This window comes from Acidisarcina sp. (genome assembly GCA_035539175.1).
Classification (GTDB): domain Bacteria; phylum Acidobacteriota; class Terriglobia; order Terriglobales; family Acidobacteriaceae; genus JANXZS01.
Genome location: DATLIY010000007.1, coordinates 99,252 through 117,691 on the forward strand (window position 1 = coordinate 99,252; position 18,440 = coordinate 117,691).

Annotated in this window: 18 protein-coding genes; 10 read left to right on the forward strand and 8 right to left on the reverse strand. The window is 58.3% G+C overall.

The window, feature by feature from the left end:
- Positions 1 to 16 precede the first annotated feature (16 nt).
- On the reverse strand, positions 17 to 658 hold the full coding sequence (locus VM554_03090; protein ID HVJ07341.1) for a hemolysin III family protein: 642 nt from the start codon (positions 656 to 658) through the stop codon (positions 17 to 19).
- A gap of 381 nt (positions 659 to 1,039) precedes the next feature.
- On the opposite strand from VM554_03090, the gene VM554_03095 reads away from it, so the two are divergent.
- Together VM554_03095 and ribB are read left to right on the forward strand one after the other, a co-directional pair.
- Positions 1,040 to 1,267, forward strand: coding sequence for a hypothetical protein (locus tag VM554_03095; GenBank protein HVJ07342.1), 228 nt, complete (start codon positions 1,040 to 1,042; stop codon positions 1,265 to 1,267).
- Between the two features lie 179 nt (positions 1,268 to 1,446).
- Positions 1,447 to 2,637 (forward strand): 3,4-dihydroxy-2-butanone-4-phosphate synthase, encoded by a 1,191-nt coding sequence (gene ribB, locus VM554_03100; protein ID HVJ07343.1) that lies wholly within the window; start codon positions 1,447 to 1,449, stop codon positions 2,635 to 2,637.
- A gap of 51 nt (positions 2,638 to 2,688) precedes the next feature.
- Here the strand turns inward: ribB and VM554_03105 are convergent, their stop codons facing one another.
- Together VM554_03105 and VM554_03110 are read right to left on the reverse strand one after the other, a co-directional pair.
- Positions 2,689 to 3,378 carry a hypothetical protein gene (locus VM554_03105; GenBank protein HVJ07344.1) on the reverse strand — a complete coding sequence of 230 codons (690 nt, stop codon included), beginning with the start codon at positions 3,376 to 3,378 and terminating at the stop codon, positions 2,689 to 2,691.
- 10 nt (positions 3,379 to 3,388) lie between these two features.
- Positions 3,389 to 4,042, reverse strand: coding sequence for an HAD family phosphatase (locus VM554_03110; protein ID HVJ07345.1), 654 nt, complete (start codon positions 4,040 to 4,042; stop codon positions 3,389 to 3,391).
- Positions 4,043 to 4,144: 102 nt separating this feature from the next.
- Here VM554_03110 and VM554_03115 point away from each other — a divergent pair, with 102 nt between their 5' ends.
- A complete protein-coding gene (locus VM554_03115) occupies positions 4,145 to 5,332 on the forward strand; it encodes a pyridoxal phosphate-dependent aminotransferase (GenBank protein HVJ07346.1) in 1,188 nt (395 codons plus the stop codon).
- A gap of 179 nt (positions 5,333 to 5,511) precedes the next feature.
- Here VM554_03115 and VM554_03120 read toward each other — a convergent pair whose 3' ends face one another.
- The gene (locus VM554_03120; GenBank protein ID HVJ07347.1) at positions 5,512 to 6,138 is read right to left on the reverse strand and encodes an MBL fold metallo-hydrolase; all 627 of its coding nucleotides are present in this window, start codon (positions 6,136 to 6,138) and stop codon (positions 5,512 to 5,514) included.
- Between the two features lie 42 nt (positions 6,139 to 6,180).
- Here VM554_03120 and VM554_03125 point away from each other — a divergent pair, with 42 nt between their 5' ends.
- The 4 genes from VM554_03125 (at position 6,181) to VM554_03140 (ending at position 9,193) form a co-directional block, all read left to right on the forward strand.
- A complete protein-coding gene (locus VM554_03125; GenBank protein ID HVJ07348.1) occupies positions 6,181 to 6,432 on the forward strand; it encodes a hypothetical protein in 252 nt (83 codons plus the stop codon).
- Positions 6,433 to 6,496: 64 nt separating this feature from the next.
- Complete coding sequence (locus tag VM554_03130) at positions 6,497 to 7,144, forward strand: YceH family protein (protein HVJ07349.1); 648 nt, start codon at positions 6,497 to 6,499, stop codon at positions 7,142 to 7,144.
- A 64-nt stretch (positions 7,145 to 7,208) separates the two neighbouring features.
- Positions 7,209 to 7,703 (forward strand): hypothetical protein, encoded by a 495-nt coding sequence (locus VM554_03135; GenBank protein HVJ07350.1) that lies wholly within the window; start codon positions 7,209 to 7,211, stop codon positions 7,701 to 7,703.
- Between the two features lie 137 nt (positions 7,704 to 7,840).
- On the forward strand, positions 7,841 to 9,193 hold the full coding sequence (locus VM554_03140) for a glycoside hydrolase family 27 protein (protein HVJ07351.1): 1,353 nt from the start codon (positions 7,841 to 7,843) through the stop codon (positions 9,191 to 9,193).
- 68 nt (positions 9,194 to 9,261) lie between these two features.
- On the opposite strand, the gene VM554_03145 is transcribed toward VM554_03140, so the two are convergent.
- Both VM554_03145 and VM554_03150 read right to left on the reverse strand, forming a co-directional pair.
- A complete protein-coding gene (locus VM554_03145) occupies positions 9,262 to 10,722 on the reverse strand; it encodes a sialate O-acetylesterase (GenBank protein HVJ07352.1) in 1,461 nt (486 codons plus the stop codon).
- Positions 10,723 to 10,879: 157 nt separating this feature from the next.
- A complete protein-coding gene (locus VM554_03150; GenBank protein ID HVJ07353.1) occupies positions 10,880 to 11,812 on the reverse strand; it encodes a class II aldolase/adducin family protein in 933 nt (310 codons plus the stop codon).
- Positions 11,813 to 12,074: 262 nt separating this feature from the next.
- Between VM554_03150 and VM554_03155 the strand changes: the two genes are divergently transcribed.
- The gene (locus tag VM554_03155) at positions 12,075 to 13,118 is read left to right on the forward strand and encodes a galactitol-1-phosphate 5-dehydrogenase (protein ID HVJ07354.1); all 1,044 of its coding nucleotides are present in this window, start codon (positions 12,075 to 12,077) and stop codon (positions 13,116 to 13,118) included.
- A 45-nt stretch (positions 13,119 to 13,163) separates the two neighbouring features.
- Positions 13,164 to 14,249 (forward strand): MBL fold metallo-hydrolase, encoded by a 1,086-nt coding sequence (locus VM554_03160; protein HVJ07355.1) that lies wholly within the window; start codon positions 13,164 to 13,166, stop codon positions 14,247 to 14,249.
- A 27-nt stretch (positions 14,250 to 14,276) separates the two neighbouring features.
- Here the strand turns inward: VM554_03160 and VM554_03165 are convergent, their stop codons facing one another.
- Complete coding sequence (locus VM554_03165) at positions 14,277 to 15,551, reverse strand: MFS transporter (GenBank protein ID HVJ07356.1); 1,275 nt, start codon at positions 15,549 to 15,551, stop codon at positions 14,277 to 14,279.
- A gap of 209 nt (positions 15,552 to 15,760) precedes the next feature.
- Complete coding sequence (locus VM554_03170) at positions 15,761 to 16,897, reverse strand: glycoside hydrolase family 172 protein (protein ID HVJ07357.1); 1,137 nt, start codon at positions 16,895 to 16,897, stop codon at positions 15,761 to 15,763.
- A gap of 277 nt (positions 16,898 to 17,174) precedes the next feature.
- On the opposite strand from VM554_03170, the gene VM554_03175 reads away from it, so the two are divergent.
- Positions 17,175 to 18,434 carry an ABC transporter permease gene (locus VM554_03175; GenBank protein HVJ07358.1) on the forward strand — a complete coding sequence of 420 codons (1,260 nt, stop codon included), beginning with the start codon at positions 17,175 to 17,177 and terminating at the stop codon, positions 18,432 to 18,434.
- Positions 18,435 to 18,440 lie beyond the last annotated feature (6 nt).

Below are 18,440 nucleotides of genomic sequence, written 5' to 3' on the forward strand. Positions count from 1 at the left end.
GTCTCGCGGCGGTCTTTTAGGCCGCGTGGGGCAAAACGTAGAACCATACCGCGAAGTAGTGGAAGGCGCTGCCGGCCAGCACAAATAGGTGCCATATCCCATGAAAAAATGGCACCCGGTCCAGCGCGAAAAAGAAGACTCCGCCGGTATAGCAGAGGCCACCGGCCAGCAGCCACGCTGCTCCATGCCACGTCACCGCGCGAACCAGCGGCCCGGTAGCAAAGATCACCAGCCAGCCCATGCCGATGTACACAACGGCAGAAAGAATCTGGTATCGATCCACCGCAATGCTTTTGAACACCACTCCGGCCACGGCCAGCGTCCACACCGCAGCCAACAGAGCCCACCCTACCCGCCCGCGCAGACATACGAGTGTGAACGGCGTATACGTGCCAGCGATCAAAAGGTAGATTGAGGAGTGATCGAGGATTCTAAGGAGATGCCGGGCGCGAGTGCGAATCAGGGAGTGGTACAGCGTGGAGCATACGTAGACCAGAATCAGTGTGGCGCCGAAGATGGAACAGCTAACAATCTTCCAGGCATTGCCATGAGCCGAAGCTACAATCAACTCAGCCGCCCCGGCGACCGCAAGCACTGCCCCTAGACCATGTGTTACCGCATTGGCGAGGATATCGCCGAGTCCCTGTTGATCGCTCACCGTCCAGCATAGTGCAATTCCATCCTGACGAGTACGATTTCCGTCACTTGGACAGGTCAGACGAAACTTCTGGCCGTCTTGCACCAAATCGCAGGTAGGATGCGTCTAAAGAGTGGCGAATGGTTGTTATGGCCGGTCCAAGTGCCAGTTTCTCGCCTTGGAGCTGTGATTTGAGAGCCAGCGGTGCATCCTCTTCTATCTAAGCACTTTGAAAAGAGAGGTCGATGCCGGTTGCAGGCAGAATTGTATCTTACTCACACCCGAAAGCTATTGTTTTTTGGATAAAAAATACTTATAATGAGATGTTTGTGACCCACCGGAGCGGCTTACCGTTCCCCGGACCTTCGTAGTCACTATTCAGCAAAAGGAAAACTGATCAAAATGGCAAAGCGTCGAGGTAATCCTAACTGGGGTAAACCGGAGCCCATCGGTCCCGTGGTTCCGACCGTGACCTCATTCGAGCAGATCGTCAAGGAGTTCAAGCTCACCCCGGATCAATATATTCGTTCCACGCGGTTGCGCGAGTGGGCTCGCCGCAACAAGAACTCCAAGTACATCCCCGAGGCGCTTCTGGAAGCCTGGGGTTTTGAGATCGAATCCACTCTCTAGCTCCCGCTGTTTTTGCTGAGTTAGGAAACGCCGCTCCCATCCGAGCGGCGTTTCTGTGTCCGGACGAAGTCAACGGACCAGTCCTCCCTGCGCATTCTGCATGCAGCAGAAGGAGAACTGTTCGAGATAGTGTGTCGGATCTCACTGGCGTTTCACCGTGGCGAGCATAAAATGAATCAATGCAATCCAAGCCACCCTTTATCGATGTGCCCGGAGCGTTAGAGGAATTCAAAGCCGGACGCATGATTGTGGTTGTCGACGATGAGGACCGTGAGAACGAAGGCGACCTCACTCTCGCCGCGGAATTCGTGACTCCGGAAGCCATCAACTTCATGGCCATCCATGGCCGCGGACTCATCTGCCTCACCCTTACCGAGGAGCGGGCCGATTATCTCCGTCTCGGTCCGATGACCCAACAGAATTCCTCGCGCTTTGGAACGGCGTTCACAGAGAGCATCGAGGCGCGCGAAGGCGTCACGACCGGCATCTCCGCCTACGATCGCGCACACACGATCAAGGTCGCCATCGATCCGCATTCCTCGGCGAATGACCTGGCACGCCCTGGCCACGTCTTTCCTTTGCGTGCACGCCGCGGCGGAGTTCTTGTACGCGCAGGGCAGACGGAGGCTTCCGTCGATCTCGCTCGGATGGCTGGCCTTATCCCTGCCGGTGTGATCTGCGAGATCATGAAGAACGACGGCACGATGGCCCGTGTCCCTGACCTTATCGAATTCTGCAACGAACACGGCCTCAGGATTCTTACCGTCGCAGAACTGATTCGCTATCGGCTCCAGCATGAGCGCTACATTTATCGCGTAGCGGAGAATACGCTGCCCACCGAATTTGGCGACTTCCGCATGATCGCCTATGAGAGCGAAGTCGACGGCGGCGAAAGCCACGTGGCGCTCGTCAAGGGAGACGTAGCTTCCTCCACTGAGCCGGTACTGGTGCGCGTCCACTCTCGTTGCACGGAGGGAGACATCTTCGGAGCAACAAGTTGCGATTGCTACTCCGTCATGCAGCGCTCGCTCAGGGCTATTGCCGAAGCAGGCCGTGGTGCGCTCGTTTACCTGCACAACACCAGCCGAGGATTTGAGATTGACCGCACGAACCCGGACGCGGGTCGAATCGTCTTTCATCGCGAGCTGCGTGCACTGGAGCAGCGCGAAGAACGCAACCAGCGGATCCTCCGCGCGGTGGGTCTCGGCGGCCAGATTCTTTCGGACCTCAACATCCGTAAGATCCGCCTGCTCTCCAATACGCCGACGCACATCCCTGCGCTCGAGGGCTTCGACCTTGAAATCGTGGAGCAGATCCCCATCCCCGGCGAGGCTCGCAGTAAATCCGCGACCAGCCATCAGGGCATCTAGGGCATTTCCGGAGTCCCTCGGGGTGAAAGCTCTCCGGGGGACTCCAACCGATCACAGGATATTTACGGCCCGCGCCGCCAGCAGCGCAATCGTGGCCAGCGAAATCATCGACTGCACCATCATCAGCCCCTTTGCCCAGCGCGATAGCACACCCGTATCGGCCGGGGAGAGCGCCGTGCTGGTATTGAAGGCAAGAAATAGATAATCCACAAATCCTGGTCGCCAGGCCATCGCGGCTGCGGCTCCCCGGCCTGTGTGCTGCGTCATCTGTGGGAAGAGGAACGCCCCATCCGAGTGCACCTCGCGCAGCGACCGTGCGTGCGGCCCGCCGGCATCCAGGCGCCAATACCACGAGGCAAACACCAGAATATTGGTAATCCACAGCGCCCCTGCAGAGAGAAGCAGATCGGTCGGGGCCTCCTTGTGAGCCGGCAGCGCCCGGACCAGAGATGCCAGGGAGAGGACCATGGCCAGCGTGATCACGCCGCTCAACATATAGCCTAGAAAATGGCTGACACCAAATCGCTTGGCGCGATGCGCGAGGATCGATGGAACCCAGAGAGCCACGATCAGCACCAGCAGCAGCCATTTCGGTCCCACTGTGAGCTCCTCGGGCAACGAAAGGCTTAATCCACCTACCGCCAGCAACCCCAGGAGCGCGGGCCAGGGCGGCTCCTTGGCATAGACGATTGGCTCCTTGGCTCCTCCTGCGAGCGGTAATGCTTTCTTTTCGTCCCCCATCGATTCCCTTCTAGACTGCCTGCGGATCCAGCGCCAGCGGTATCGGAAGAAGCCGGTCCAAGCCGTGCGCCTTCAGATCCTCCACCAATTGCTGCATGTTGCGGAAGACAAATCCGCACATCCCCACAGACTCTGCACCGCGTATATTCTCTGCCCGGTCATCGAGAAAAAGGGCCTGCTCCGGGGCCACTCCGAGCTTCGCCACGGTGTAACGATATATCTCCGGCTCGGGCTTCGCCATTTTCAGCTCGTAGGACCAGGTGCAGTGGTTGAAATCCTTCAGCCAGCCAAACTGCCTCTTCATCTCCACCACCTGAGTGTCGCCGATGTTCGAGAGGATTCCGGTCTTCATTCCCGCTGCCTGTACCTGCTGCGCCCACGCCAGAGCTGGCTCATTCAGCGACATCCAGCCATAGGCATCCAGAGTTAAGAGATGGTTGACCTGCTCCTCCGACAAGCGAATATCGGTATCTCTGGCGATCTTTTGCCAATACGCTTGACCATCCAGCGCACCACGGTCAAAGTCGTGACGATTGGACCAGTAATAGTGATCGAATACCTCCGGCGACAAGCCAGTCGTTGCGATCATCCCTCGGCGGGCCTGCGGGTCCAGCGGCGCACTCAGCACCATCCCATAGTCAAAAACAACAGCACGAAGATCCATGAAATACTCCGGGTGGAATCACAAAGTAACCTCTTTATTATGCGGGAGAGAGCTTGCTATCTGTGATGACACCCGCTTGAAAAGACATCGGGAGAGAATCCATTGGGAATCGCATTTTCAAAGCGCACGAATTGGGACGTCATGGAGACCGCCCTGGCAAAGGCTCTGCGGGAGCTGCAGCACTCGGGACGCCCCGTGCTCGACCTCACCGCGTCGAACCCTACCCACTGCGGCTTCGCCTATAACGCGGGGTCTCTTCTGGCGCCGCTCGCGAACCCCGCCGCATTGGATTACGATCCCAATCCACGCGGCATGCTTACGGCACGGGAGGCGGTTTGCAAGTATTATTCGGCGCACCAGGCCAGCCTGGAACCGCAGCAGATCTTTCTTACCACCGGTACCAGCGAAGCCTATAGCTGGGTCTTCCGGCTGCTCTGCGACGGCGGCGATGAGGTCCTGATCGCACAGCCCAGCTATCCGCTCTTCGACTTTCTCGCTGTGCTCGATGATGTGCGCCTGATTCCCTATCCGCTGATCTATGACCATGGCTGGCAGATGGATGAGGAATCGCTGCGCCAGCGCATTACCCCTCGCACCCGGGCCATTGCGTTGGTCAATCCCAACAATCCCACCGGACACTTCACCAAGCCGTGGGAGCGGGAGATGCTGGAGCGCCTTTGCCGGGAACACGGATTGGCACTCATCGTCGATGAGGTTTTTCTCGATTACGGACTCGATCGCTCCGCCGTTGCACACAGCTTTGCCCAGGGCCCATCTCCCGTCCTCACCTTCGTCCTCAGCGGATTGAGCAAAGTGGCCGGATTACCACAGATGAAGGCTGCCTGGATCGCCTGCCTCGGCCCCGAACCGGAGAGGCATCTTGCTCAGGATCGACTGGAGATCATTGCTGACACATTCCTCTCCATGAACGCACCGGTCCAGCACGCGTTGCCCGATTGGCTCGACACCAGCGACCGGATTCAGGAGCAGATTCGCAGACGTGTTGCAGAGAATCTAGGTGTTTTGCACGAATTGCTCGAAACGCAGACACTCGTCTCGCAGCTCGTGATCGAGGGAGGTTGGTATGCGGTGCTTCGCATTCCAGCCATCCGGCCGGACGAAGAGACTGCCATTGCACTGCTCGCGGAAGGCATCTCTCTACACCCGGGATACTTCTTCGGATTCCCTGAGTCCGGCTGGCTCGTCGTCAGCCTGCTGACCATCCCTGCGGATTTCTTCCAGGGAATTCACGGGCTGCTGCAACTTGTCAAGAAGGAATCTAAAAAATAGATGCTACCTTTCTTGATCCCCTAAACTTATACTTTATATATTGAACGTATCTGCATGGATACATTATATTTACTATCCGCATTAACATCTGTTTCGACCTTAATGGGGCCTTTCCTGCTAATTCTTTCAAGAGTCACGTTAGATATTCGTGCTCATCTATTTCATTATAAGCATCTTATCTATACAAGAAATGGGTTACGGGCTGCCTCTACCCCGATCGTTGTCTCTGGGCCGTGACCGGGAATCACCTGCGTCTCAGGCGGAAGCACCAGCAAACGGTCATGGATCGATTCGATGATCTGGCTCGAATTGCCACCCGGGAGATCGGTGCGCCCAATCGATCCGGCAAACAGCGTGTCTCCTGCAATCAGCAGATTCTGCGGCGCAAAGTGGAGACAGACGCTCCCTTGCGTGTGCCCTGGCGTATGCAGCACCTGTGCAGGATAGGCTGCCAGCCCAACCGTCATGGCATCTTCCAGGCTGGTATCTGGAGGGGCAACCTCCGGCGGAGCGACTCCCAGCCATCCTGCCTGCATGTTCATCATCTTGAGCAGTGGCAGATCGCGCTCATTCAGGAAAATCGGCGCTCCGGTCAGTCGCTTTAACTGCAGCGCACCGCCAACGTGGTCAATGTGTGCGTGGGTCACGAGGATCTGCTTCACCGTCAGGTTGTGGTTCTTCAACCGCGTCAAAATCTGGGGAATGTTGTCACCGGGATCGATGACGATGGCCTCGTGGCTGACCTCGTCGCCCAGGATGGTGCAGTTGCATTGCAGCGGTCCTACAGGAAAGGTTTCGCGAATCATGCAGCTATTCTACGGCGCGGGCTGGGATGCTACGATGCTTCCATGGCAGCAAGACGCGAGTGGACGGAATGGCACCTGACACCGCGTGGGTGGCAGCGCGGCTCCACGCGATCGCAGGGCAAGAACAACTGGATCGATGATCCCGAGGATCGTGTCCTCAGCTTTGTAACCAGGGAAGAGGAGACCAGCACCTCCGGTTTGACACACACGACCGAGGAGACGTGGCGCTCCAAAACCGCCGATACGATCGACGACCTGCTGCAGCAATTCGGCAAATGCCCCTCAATACTCTAGCCAATCTTGCTATTCGCGCTTGCGGGGAGCATGATCGCGAACACTCTTCACAAAGGCCTGAATCATGAATCCCCTGCTCACCCTGGTGGAAGCGCGTGCTCTCGGCGCGTTGATTGAAAAAGAGATCACGACGCCGGATTACTATCCCCTCTCGCTCAACGCCCTGATGAATGCGTGCAACCAGCGCTCCAACCGCGAGCCGGTGATGGACTTAGACGAGGAGGACCTCCGCCAGGCACTGCATGGGCTGGAGGAGAAGCGTCTTGCCGGAGTCGCCCGCGGATCGGATGGCCGCGTCAGCAAATATGAGCACTGGCTGCAGGAGGCCTTCAACTTCAGCCGGGCAGAGATGGCCGCCATCTGCGTGCTGCTACTTCGCGGCCCGCAGACAGTTGGCGAGATTCGCGGCAGAAGCGAGCGCCTCTTCCACTTCGACGAGCTCAGCGATGTCCAGACGGCGCTGAATCGCCTCATCGAGCGAGACCCTCCGCTCGTCAAGGCCTTGCCGCGCCAGGCGGGCACCAAGGAGGCTCGCTATATCCACCTCTTCTCTGGCGAGGTGGAGGCCGCTGAGACGCCGTCGTCCTCAGGAAAAAGCTCCAGTTCTACCCCAGACCGCGTCCAGGCGCTGGAAGAGCAGGTCGCCTCCCTGCAAGCCGAAGTCGCCGGGATGAAGCAGCAACTGGAGAGGCTGCTGCACCTGCTGGAATAGCCTGTAAGGATGCACGACTATGTAAACTAAGCGTAGAAGTATCCGTTACCCTGGGAGTGAGGTCTTGGATCTTCACGAGCTTTTGCCTGTTTTCCTGTTCGTCCTGCTGATCGTTGTCGCAGGCAAATCCGGCCAGTGGATCGCGCCTCGGCCCAAAGCCGTTCGCTGGATCCTGCAGCCGCTGCGATGGGCAATCCTGGTTTGCAGCACTCTCTCCGTGGCGCTCTATGGATACATCGTAATCGCCAGCCATCGCTTCCCGGCTATAGTGAGTCCGGATCACCGCTACGCTGCCAGCGTGGAGGAGTTCCACGGCGGTCCTGCCAACCCCTTCCACACCTCGGTTATGGTGCATGCGATCCTTGGAGTGGACCACCTTGTCGCCTTCACGTCGCGGAGCGATCCACGCGACATAAAGCTCGAATGGATTAGTGACCGCAAGCTTATGGTGTTCTATCCCGAGGGTCCGCAGGCTGGTTTGGGCAACGATCCGGAATGGAGCTGCACCAGCAGCAACAAGATTGAGGTCAGCTGCAACAGCTATAAACCTCAAAAGTAACTCCAAGCTCCCGTCGCCCATCGCCCCGGCTTTTGAGATATTGCTGCGGGCCTCCCTGCATGCCTTTAAGATGGATGGTCGCTGCTACCTGACTGTTTCCGCGACATCTGTGCATGCTCTCCGAAAGGCTCGTCTCTATGCGACGCACAGCCCTTGTTCTCGCGCTCTTCCTCGGCACCGTCTCCTTGCCATCCACGGCAAGCAGCCAGATTCTCGCCGCCACTCCGCCGATGGGCTGGAACAGTTGGGATTCCTATGGACTTACCATCACCGAGGCGCAGTTCAAAACCAATGTCGATTGGTTCAGCAGGAATCTCAAGGCATACGGCTGGCAGTATGTCGTCATCGACGAGGGATGGTATCTCAACCACCCGGAGAATCAGGGCAAGCCTGCATGGGAGTACACGCTCAGCAAGGATGGCAGGTACATGCCCTCCGAGATGCGTTTCCCTTCCTCCGCCAATGGCGCTGGATTCAAGCCGATCGCTGACTCCGTCCACGCACTCGGCCTGAAGTTCGGCATCCACATTATTCGCGGGATCCCCCGCGATGCGGTCGAGAAGAATCTCCCCATCGCCGGCTCGTCCTTCCACGCTGCCGATGCCGCCGACAAGAGCGACACCTGTGCCTGGAATCCGGACAACTACGGCCTTAAAGCCAATGCTGCCGGACAGGCGTACTACGATTCGCTCGCTCAGCTCTATGCCGGATGGGGCCTGGACTTCATCAAGGTGGACTGCATCTCTTCGCCATATAAGGACGATGAGATTCGCATGATGAGCCTGGCGCTGCAGAAGACGGGACGTCCCATCGTCCTCAGCCTGTCCCCCGGCCCCACTCCGCTGGACAAGCAGGCCGAGCTCAGCAAGTATGCGCAGATGTGGCGGATCTCTAATGACGTGTGGGATCAGTGGAAGCACACCGGGGTCAAGGACTGGTTTCCGCAGGGTGTGTGGGATCAGTTTGCGCTGACAGCCGCGTGGGCTGGACGTGCACAGCCCGGCCATTGGCCAGATGCAGATATGCTGCCTGTAGGCCATCTCGGCCCGATACCCGGATGGGGGCCTGCGCGCGACTCCAACCTTACTCCGGACGAGCAGCACACGCTGCTCAATCTATGGGCCATCTTCCGCTCGCCCCTCTTCATCGGCTCCAACTTTGCCGAGAGCGGAGCCTCGCTCACTCCGCTGCTCACCAATCGCGAAATTCTCGCCATCGACCAGCACTCAACCGGAAACCATCCTGTAGTCGAGACGGCCAACACTGTCATTTGGCTGGCTCAGCCGGAGAGTGGCAAAGGACACTACCTTGCAATCTTCAATACAGGAGACGCGGACCAGAGTATCCACTACGCTTGGAAGGATCTCGAACTGAAAGCCTCCAGCTACAGAGTGCGCGACCTATGGCAGCCCAAGGATCTTGGACCCGCCAAGTCCCTCGCCATAACGCTCAAACCCCACGCCTCCGTCATGTACCATCTGACCGAGTAACTGAACATTTTGACGGGCTGGGCCTGCATCCAAATCGGCTTGCAGGCCCGGGCGCACATCTCTGCAATTTAATCCGATACAAAGGGTGAAGCCGGTAAGCCTGCGGCGTTGTAGAGGTTTCCATCCGGAACCTCGCTCCAGGAGTAGCGCACATACTCCGGTTCGGCCACCTCTGCGCTGGACACGACGACCGACTGCCCATCGATCCGCGCCTGTGCTTTTACGAACTTCCGGTCGGCCCCGGCAATCTCAAATCCCCGGGGAGCACCGCCCTTCGCAACCAGACCCGCGCTGTGGTCAAACCATACCCGCAAACCACCTTCCTCGGGAGAAACCATGCGGTACAGCGGACCGGAGTACTCCAGTGTCTCGTTATAGGCGAGGGCTCGGGCCGCCAGCGCCAGCCGTGCACCTACGTCCTGCTTATTGGTGGGATGTACATCGTCGGGGTTGCCGATATCGATCGTCACCGCCATCGCCGTATTTCTCAGTGCCAGCACGCGACGTTGGGCATCGCGAGCCTCGGGCCAATTCTCCTCGGGCGAGTGGTAGCTCGATATCTGCACAAAGAGGAACGGGAAATCGCCCTGGCCCCAGCTATGTCTCCAGTCGCGAATCATGGTCTGAAACAGATGGCTGTAAATGGGCCAGCGTCCCACGGCGGAGTTCGTCTCGCCCTGATACCAGATCACTCCGCGAATGGGAAAGTGCGTGAGTGGGGCAATCATCGCGTTCCATAGCTCACCCGGAGCATAGGAGCGAATTTCAGGGTGCCAGGGAAACCTCGGCTCCGGCTTGCCCTCCGCTTTCGCTGCCTCTCGCGCGTGCTTTTCGTAGTCCAGTTCCCGCATGCGATGAGATTGTGCGTCGGTCATTTTTCCCCATTCGGAGAAGACCGGCATCAGCGAGGCATCGGCGGAGAGCGCCCGCATACTTGTCCATGCCTCTGCGGGGGTTCCTCCCCAATCCGCCTCAATCAGACCTAACGGAACCTTCTGATCGGCTTGAACATCTTTGGCGAAGAAGAAGGCCACTGCTGAAAAATCCGTAACCGTCTCCGGTGTGCATGCCACCCAGGTCTTCGCGGTTACATCATCTAATGCATACTGCGACGCAGCCTTCTCCACATGGAACAGCCGGATATTCGGACGGTCTGCGGTCTTTAACTCCTCCGCTGCGTTTCTCACCCGGCTCATGGGGAACTCCATGTTGGATTGTCCCGACGCAACCCACACATCGCCCACCAGCACATCGGAAAATGTAACTGTGTTGCTGGCCACCACATCCATGGTGAAGGGGCCTCCGGCGATGCCTGCGGGCAGTCCAACCTCCCACAGTCCGAATTTGTCTGCGACGGCTTTCCGCGTTGCACCACGAAATGTAACCGAGACAGCCTCCCCTGGGTTCGCACTGCCACGCACAACAACGGGCATGCCGCGCTGCACTACCATGTGATCGGCGTAGATTGAAGGCAGCTTCACCTCGGACCATGCAGCGCTCGCGGACAACAACGCGAACAGCGCTGCCACCAGCAGGCACTTCCCACTTCTCTGACACGGTATTGGCATTTTTCCATTCCTATGCCACGTCGCGACTGTGGATCGATCACGGCTGCGGCATGATTGATTTAAGTTGACCAACCATCATAGAGGAATTGTTCCGCCGCTGAATGGCGGTGTGGTGTGACTACTTTCCGAGGAAGTCGAAGATAGCGCTGCTCAGCGTATCCACCAGCCGGTCGATCTCGCTCTCCGATGGCCGCTCGGTCAAGGATGCTTTGCTGATCGCCGTCTTGACTGCGCGATTCATTGGCTCCTTGTCCTCTTCCCCGGCGAATCGCGCGTCCGGCAATCCCAGCGTCTTCTTGATGGCCAGAAGTTCGGTGATCTTGTCCGGCGGAATCTCATTGAGTGGCTGCTTCAGCTGCGAGGCAATCATCACCGTCTTGCAATAGGTATCGATCACTTCTACGTACCATTCGGCATGCGTTACCGTATCGGCCCAGCATACGATGCCGTGGTTCGCCAGCAGGATCGTATTGTGATGCTTTACAAAGGGCAGCACTGTGCGCGCAAAGGCCTTGGTTCCCGGCGTCTCATAGGGAGACAACGCAACGGGCCCGATAAAGACCTCCTGTTCCGGTATCAGGTTGCCAGGAGGCACCACTCCGGCGACAGCATGTGCCGTGGCATAAGGCGGATGGCAATGGATGACTGCTTTGGCCTGCGGGACCGCTTTGTAGATCTCCAGATGCAAGAGGATCTCGCTGGTGTGAGGGCGATCGCCGCAGATGCGGTTGTTCTCTAGGTCGACGAGCGAGAGGTCTTCGATACGCAGATCGCCCTTGCTGCAAAGAGTCGGTGAGGAGATCACATATCCGGGGGAGATTCGCGCCGAAATGTTTCCCCCGTTGCCATCCACATACTGACGATGCCACAGCTTGCGTCCAGCATCGATGATCTCTCGCTTGAGAGTCAGCGCCTCGGGTGAATGGAATAGTTCTGTTGCCTCTTGCGGCGAAAGACTCGCGGTGCTTGGCACGGGCAGGCATTCGTTGATCGCTCGCCGCACGATCTTTCGTATCTGATCTTCACTCAGTCGATTGATGTCTTCACTCACGTGCGTTCCCTCTCGATCCACCCTCTTTGAGAAACTATTTCCTATTGTAAAATGGGTCCTCGTGGATGGGCACCTGCTTTGCCAGATTGCATCCGTGGATACTATCCTCCCTTAATTCCGCGCCGGTGCACACCGGCAATCTCATAAATTTCATCTGCTGCGAGGAACGGCAGGGTCTGGCCTGGCCATGCGCTATCCAGTGCGGTAGCCGGACACCGGACGGATGTGGCAGACTTGCAGGCGTGAGGAATCTTCAAGAATCATGAAGTCTCTGCTGCTCTCTGCTTATAAACAACTGGAAATTGCCGACCTGCCCCAGCCTATCCCCGCCGTGGGAGAGGTTCTGGTTCGCGTCGCCGCCTGTGGCATCTGCGGCAGCGATGTTCATGGGTATGATGGCTCGTCTGGCCGTCGCATCCCACCCATCGTTATGGGACACGAGGCCGCGGGCACCATTGCCGCAGTAGGCGAAGGAGTCCACGACTATGCCGTCGGCGATCGCGTCACCTTCGATTCCACCATCTACTGCGGACACTGCCGCTTCTGCCTGCAGGGCATGGTCAACCTGTGCGATAACCGACAGGTGCTAGGAGTCTCCACCGAGGAGTACCGCCGCGCAGGTGCTTTTGCTGAATATGTTCTGGTACCCGAGCGCATCCTCTACCGCCTGCCGGATAACCTCTCTTTTGCTGAGGCAGCCATGCTCGAGGCCACTTCGGTTGCCCTGCATGCGGCGTCTCTCTCCCACACCCAGCCGCAGAACACCGCTCTGGTCATCGGCGCGGGAATGATCGGCATCCTCACGCTACAGGCCCTTCGCGCGGAGGGTTTTCCCAGCGTCCTCGTCGCGGACGTCGATTCCTCCCGACTCAAATTGGCGAAGGAACTCGGAGCCGATGCAACGTTGCAACTCTCAGGCGACGACCTGGCAGCGGAGATCCTCCGGCGCACCGATGGAGCAGGAGTCGATGCAGTCGTCGAGGCGGTCGGCCTGGATCTCACGGTTCGCGCTGCCATCTCCAGTGTTCGCAAGGGAGGCACCGTCACCCTCGTCGGCAACATCACGCCCGAGGTCACGCTGCCACTGCAGCAAGTTGTCACCCGCCAGATTCGCCTGCAGGGATCGGCTGCCTCCGCAGGAGAATATCCTCGCGCCATCGAACTGCTATCGAGCGGAGCCATTCGCGTCCAGCCGCTCATCACCGCCATCGCTCCGCTCGAAGAAGGGCCACGGTGGTTTCAACGGCTCTATGCGCATGAACCCAATCTGATGAAGGTTGTGCTCACGCCCACTGACCCGTTATGAGTCGGATGCGGTCACCATCTGCCGCCGCACTCGAGGAAGGATTGAATGAAGCGCATCGCTCTGTGGCTCTCGAAAATTCAACAGGCAAAAGCCGCTGGGGAAACCGCGGCGCTGGCCGTGACGCTGATGATGGCGCTTGCTCTCTGCCCTCAAACCTCCGCCGCAGCCGCCAAAGGCGCGCTCCAGGTCTACTTCATCGATGTCGAGGGCGGTCAGGCCACGCTTTTCGTCACTCCCGCGCATGAATCCTTGCTGATTGATACCGGGTGGGCCGGCAACAACGGCCGCGATGCGGACCGTATCGTTGCAGCCGCCAAACTCGCAGGCCTCAACCGGATCGACTACGTTCTCATTACCCACTATCACAACGATCATATCGGCGGAGTGCCCCAACTAGTGGAACGCATTCCGGTGGGTACCTTTATCGACCACGGCCCAAACCGTGAGACAGCGGACGCAGACACCGAACAGAACTGGGAAATCTACCAGAAGATCCTGGCGACGCACGGCAAGCGCCTCGTCGTAAAGCCTGGCGATACGCTCCCCATCCAGGGCCTGCATGCAACCGTGGTCAGCTCTGATGGAAATCTCATCGACCACCCGATAGAGGGCAGTGGCGCGGCGAACTCCTATTGCAACTCAGCCGCATCCTACCCTGACGACGTTACGGAGAACGCTCGCTCCCTCGGACTTCTGCTTACCTTCGGCAAGGTGCGCGTGCTCGATCTGGGAGACCTCACCGCCGACAAAGAGATGCAGTTGATGTGCCCAGTGAACAAGGTGGGCAAGATCGATGTCTACATCGTCTCCCATCATGGCTGGGAGCAGAGCACCTCGCCTGCACTGATGGGCGCGATTCAATCACGCATTGCGATCATGGATAACGGAGCGAAGAAAGGCGGAACCCCTCGCATTATCGATAGAGTGCAGCAGGCTCCCGGCCTTGAGCGCCTTTGGCAGCTTCACTATTCGGAGGAGGGCGGCACCGCGCACAATACCGCAGTACCCTACATAGCCAACCTCCCGGGAGCCGATAGCGGCTATTACCTGAAGCTGACCGTCCATCCCGATAACAGCATGGAAGTCTTCAACGCCCGCACCGGGGAGTCCCAGCACTACGCAGCGCGCTGATCCCGCGCCGCAGGCTTCGAGAGACGTTTACGCCGCCTCGGGTATGGTCTCGATGCGGCCCAGCAGCAGCACATATCCTGCAACGCCAATCAGCAGAAACACGGCAGCGGTTGCAAAGGCCCATGCGAAGGAGTGCGTTATCGCTGCAATGTAGCCGGTGAAGATCGGCGCGGCAATCGCTGCGATCTGGTTGCCGAAATTAATGATCCCGCCCACCTTTCCTACGCTCTCGCGCGGCGCGATCAGGGAAGGAATAGACCACGCCACGGGCGCCGCCGCTCCCAGTCCCCCAATGGACAGGCTGATCCAGAAGAGAGCCGCCTGTGGGGTGTGCGAATACGCTGCGCCCAGAATTCCCAGCCCCAGGCTCGTACCTGTTACCAGCACAATCTGCCGCACCCGCGATTCGTTCCAGCCGCGCCGGACAAGCGCATCCACCAGCCAGCCCCCGACAAACAGATCCGTAATTGTCGCAAACGCCCATGGAACACTGGTGTACGTGACCGAGTGCAACAGAGAAATGTGCATGGCCATCGACAGGTAGCTCGGCAGCCAGGTCAGCAGCAGATAGAAGGTGTAGTTATAGGCGGCAAAACCCAGCGCCAGGCCAATTACCTTCCGCTGGCGCAGCAGGTACCCAAGCGATACACTCTTCGCTGCCCCGGCGGGTCGCTCTGCCTGTGCGCCCCCTTCCACCAGAAAGCGCCGCTCCTCATCTGAGAGCTTGCTATCTTCGCTGGGATTGCGATACATCCCACAAAACAGCAGAAAATACGCAAAGCTGATGAAGCCCGTTGCAGTGAAACTCCAGCGCCAGCCGAAGTGCAGCAGCAGAATCCCGATCACGGGAACGCCAATCGCTGAAGAAAACTTTGCCGCGGCATCGAAGATCGCTGTCGCCAGGCTCCGCTCCTGCCGCGGAAACCAGTAGCCAACGGCCTTTGCGTTGGCCGGGAATGTGGGAGCCTCCCCAACTCCCAGCAGAAATCGCGAGGAAAACAACCCCGTAACTCCTGTCGAAGCCGCTGCACCAAACGATGCCAGACTCCAGATGAGTGTGCTGAAGCGCCCGACCTTCTTCACCCCGAAGCGATCGAGCAGCACTCCGACCGGAAGCTGCAGCAGCGCATATGTCAGGTTGTAGGCGCTTAGTAGATATCCGAAGGTAACGATGGAGATGCCAAACTCCGCGTGCAGCGCGCCCTGCGAGACGGAGAGGTTTACCCGGTCAAAGTAGTTGACCAGCACGCCCAGTCCCAACAGGAATGCGATCCTCCAGCGGCGGCGGGGTACCGCGGGCACACACGTATTGCGAATTGGAGCCGTAGAAAATGGAGTCACTGTGGTTTGAGTGATTCTATTGCCTTCGACGCTCAAAGGCGAATCGTACGGGCAGGACGCCATGCCTGCACGGGCGCGGGGATTCGTGTATCGCAGGCGCAGTCAGCTTGGGGGTAGGAAAACTGGCGCTGCTGTTTTCCTGCCCCCAAGTTATACGGTGTCAAGCAAGTCTATTTTTGAACACTCCCTGGACCGCCCACGGGATAGAGCCTCGGCAACCGATCCTCCACTGACGGGAGCGCGGGAAACTTCGCGTGCGGCTCCGTCTGATACCAGTAGGCCACGGAGAAGAAGTTATCCGAACGATGGTTGGCATTGCCATGCTCGATTCCTGCCACAAGGGACTTGTTAAACGGGATCGGTGAATCCAGGTGGAAGCGATAGAGCGAATACCGGCCACCAGCGCGTTCGACACCCTTTACCGGCGCGCCAAACAACCCATAGGAAAATGCATGATCTCCGAAGTCCCAGGCGCCAAGGAAGTAGTCCTCCGTTCCAGTGCCATTGATGGAAGGAGTATGCTCGCCGTCGATAAAGAACATATCGTCGCCTTCTCCAAACCATGCATCCTGATTCTGCAGAACCGACATTGTCACGCCGACAAAGTGGCCCTTGCCTGTGGCTTCCAGCCATGTGTAGTTGCCCTCGCCATTCAGGTTTGTCTTCTGATTGACAAGAGGGTCTCCGTTACTCTTCCAATCGCTGGTCCAGCCTTTGGCGGGAGTAGCCTGCCTGTACTGTGCGTGGAAGTACATCGTGTCCGAAGCCAGCGGCTGATTGCAATGCTGGTAGTCAATGTTGAAGTAGAACGCGTGAACCCGTTCCTTCCCTTCATTCGTCACAGTGATCCGCGCATGCTTCTGGAAAGGCATGGGGAAAAAGGAGTTGAGAGCCTTATCCGGAGCGACCGCCAGCGGGACCGACTGGTAGAGCACGTAATCTCCCAGTCCCAGGCCGAAGAAGTCGCCGATTGGCGTCTCAATACTGGGGCTTGCTTCCCCGTCCCAATAAGCCCGGAGCACAAGCTTCTTCAAGTGGTACATCTCACCGGAGGCGATAGTGATCCACACATGGGTAATGACTCCCGGCCCCGCGTCGTCCATCAGCGTCAGGGTCTCCCCTGGAGGGATAGGGCGCGCATCCGCGTTCGCGCCTGTCCGGTCATAGCTGGACACGCGCCTCTGCGTATAGTCGTGCGGCTTGGTCAACCCAGAAAGCATCCCATCCGCGGCTCCACTGCACTGGGCGAAACAAGGCGCACTGGCAGCGAGAACCAGCAGGGCCAACCCCTTCACAACTCGATTCATCTCAATCTCCTTGTCATCCGCAACACAAATCTGGATCATGCCTGCCACAGCTTCACAGGCCCTTCGCCGCTGCCGTGTGCGGCGCGGTCTTTTGAACCCACCCAGAGAAGAAAAATTGGAACACGGCATTTATAGTCCAAATCCCCTGTGAAATGAATACGAAGTGCGCCTTGCATCCTGCGCCGCCGGTTGCTCCGAACAGAGGAACCAAAGCCTGATTCGCATCGTATAGAGGAGGTGAGAGCCCTGAATTTGTATCCGGGACGTAGTCAACACAATGCCGATACTTGAAATTCTGAACCAGACGGTGCGCGCCCTGTGGGAGCAAAAGCTGCGGAGCTTCCTCACCATGTTCGGTATTGCATGGGGAATCGCCTCCGTCATTCTTCTTGTCGGGCTGGGCATCGGCTTCAACGTAGATCAGAAGCACCGCATGCGGTCTATCGGCACCGACATCGCAATTGTGTGGGGTGGCAAGACTGGTGCGCAGGCCGGCGGATATGCCGCAGGCCGTGATATTCGCCTGACCATCGACGATGCGCGCGCCGTCCAGCGCGAGGGCTTCCTCATTAAGACAGTCAGCCCCGAGCTGCGGCGGAACGTATCGCAAGTAAGCCTCTGGAATGCGGCCAACCGCGCCGTTCGCGGTGTGTGGCCGGGGTATCAGCGCTTTCGCTCTCTCAGCGTAAGCAGCGGACGGCTGATGACACAATCCGACGAAGACAACGGATACCGAGTCGTGATCCTTGGAGCGGAATCGAAAGATCAACTCTTTCCCGGCTCCATCTCCGCGGTCGGCCAGGAACTTCTCATGCAGGGACTTCCCTACACGGTCATCGGCGTTCTGACGAAGAAGCAACAGAACGGCAGCTACGGAAGCGGCCCGGATAACTCGCAGCTATTCGTACCGTATACATCCATGGCGCGTGACTTCCCTCCCGAAGATGGCCCGGGAGTGATCCGTGGAGGAATCAGTAATCTCGTTATCGAGCCCATAAGTCCTGAAAGGCACGAGGAGGCGATTGCCCAGCTCTATCGTATTCTCGCCGTTCGCCATCACTTTGAGCCCACCGACAAGGATGCTCTCTTCATCTGGGACACACTCGAAGGCGCGAAGCTGCTGGAGCGAATCTTTAGCGTGATGACCCTCTTCTTTGGCGCAGTAGCCCTGTTGACTCTGTGCCTGGGAGGAATTGGCGTGATGAACATTATGCTTGTCGTCGTCACGGAGAGAACCAGGGAGATCGGGGTGCGCAAGGCACTGGGGGCCACGGCACGCGATATCAAGAGACAATTCCTTGCCGAGTCCGCAACCATCACGCTGATCAGCGGCGCGCTTGGCTTCGCCGGTGGAGTTGGTATCGCGATCCTGATGCGCTTTATTCCCCTGCCGGATTTTGTTCCGCACCCGGTCATTTCTCCCATTGCCGTTTTTCTTTCGCTGCTAACCCTGTCGCTCATCACGCTGACGGCGGGCACCTATCCTGCACGGCGGGCTGCGTCGCTGAGTCCAATTGAATGCTTACGCGACGAATAGAGGAGA

Bases quoted from the DNA above. Each gene is read 5' to 3' on its own strand.
- VM554_03095 (HVJ07342.1), top strand. From the start codon at position 1,040: ATGGCAAAGCGTCGAGGTAATCCTAACTGGGGTAAACCGGAGCCCATC.
- VM554_03140 (HVJ07351.1), top strand. From the start codon at position 7,841: ATGCGACGCACAGCCCTTGTTCTCGCGCTCTTCCTCGGCACCGTCTCC.
- VM554_03125 (HVJ07348.1), top strand. From the start codon at position 6,181: ATGGCAGCAAGACGCGAGTGGACGGAATGGCACCTGACACCGCGTGGG.
- VM554_03130 (HVJ07349.1), top strand. From the start codon at position 6,497: ATGAATCCCCTGCTCACCCTGGTGGAAGCGCGTGCTCTCGGCGCGTTG.
- VM554_03170 (HVJ07357.1), bottom strand. From the start codon at position 16,897: ATGAATCGAGTTGTGAAGGGGTTGGCCCTGCTGGTTCTCGCTGCCAGT.
- VM554_03110 (HVJ07345.1), bottom strand. From the start codon at position 4,042: ATGGATCTTCGTGCTGTTGTTTTTGACTATGGGATGGTGCTGAGTGCG.
- VM554_03175 (HVJ07358.1), top strand. From the start codon at position 17,175: ATGCCGATACTTGAAATTCTGAACCAGACGGTGCGCGCCCTGTGGGAG.
- ribB (HVJ07343.1), top strand. From the start codon at position 1,447: ATGCAATCCAAGCCACCCTTTATCGATGTGCCCGGAGCGTTAGAGGAA.
- VM554_03105 (HVJ07344.1), bottom strand. From the start codon at position 3,378: ATGGGGGACGAAAAGAAAGCATTACCGCTCGCAGGAGGAGCCAAGGAG.
- VM554_03160 (HVJ07355.1), top strand. From the start codon at position 13,164: ATGAAGCGCATCGCTCTGTGGCTCTCGAAAATTCAACAGGCAAAAGCC.
- VM554_03120 (HVJ07347.1), bottom strand. From the start codon at position 6,138: ATGATTCGCGAAACCTTTCCTGTAGGACCGCTGCAATGCAACTGCACC.
- VM554_03155 (HVJ07354.1), top strand. From the start codon at position 12,075: ATGAAGTCTCTGCTGCTCTCTGCTTATAAACAACTGGAAATTGCCGAC.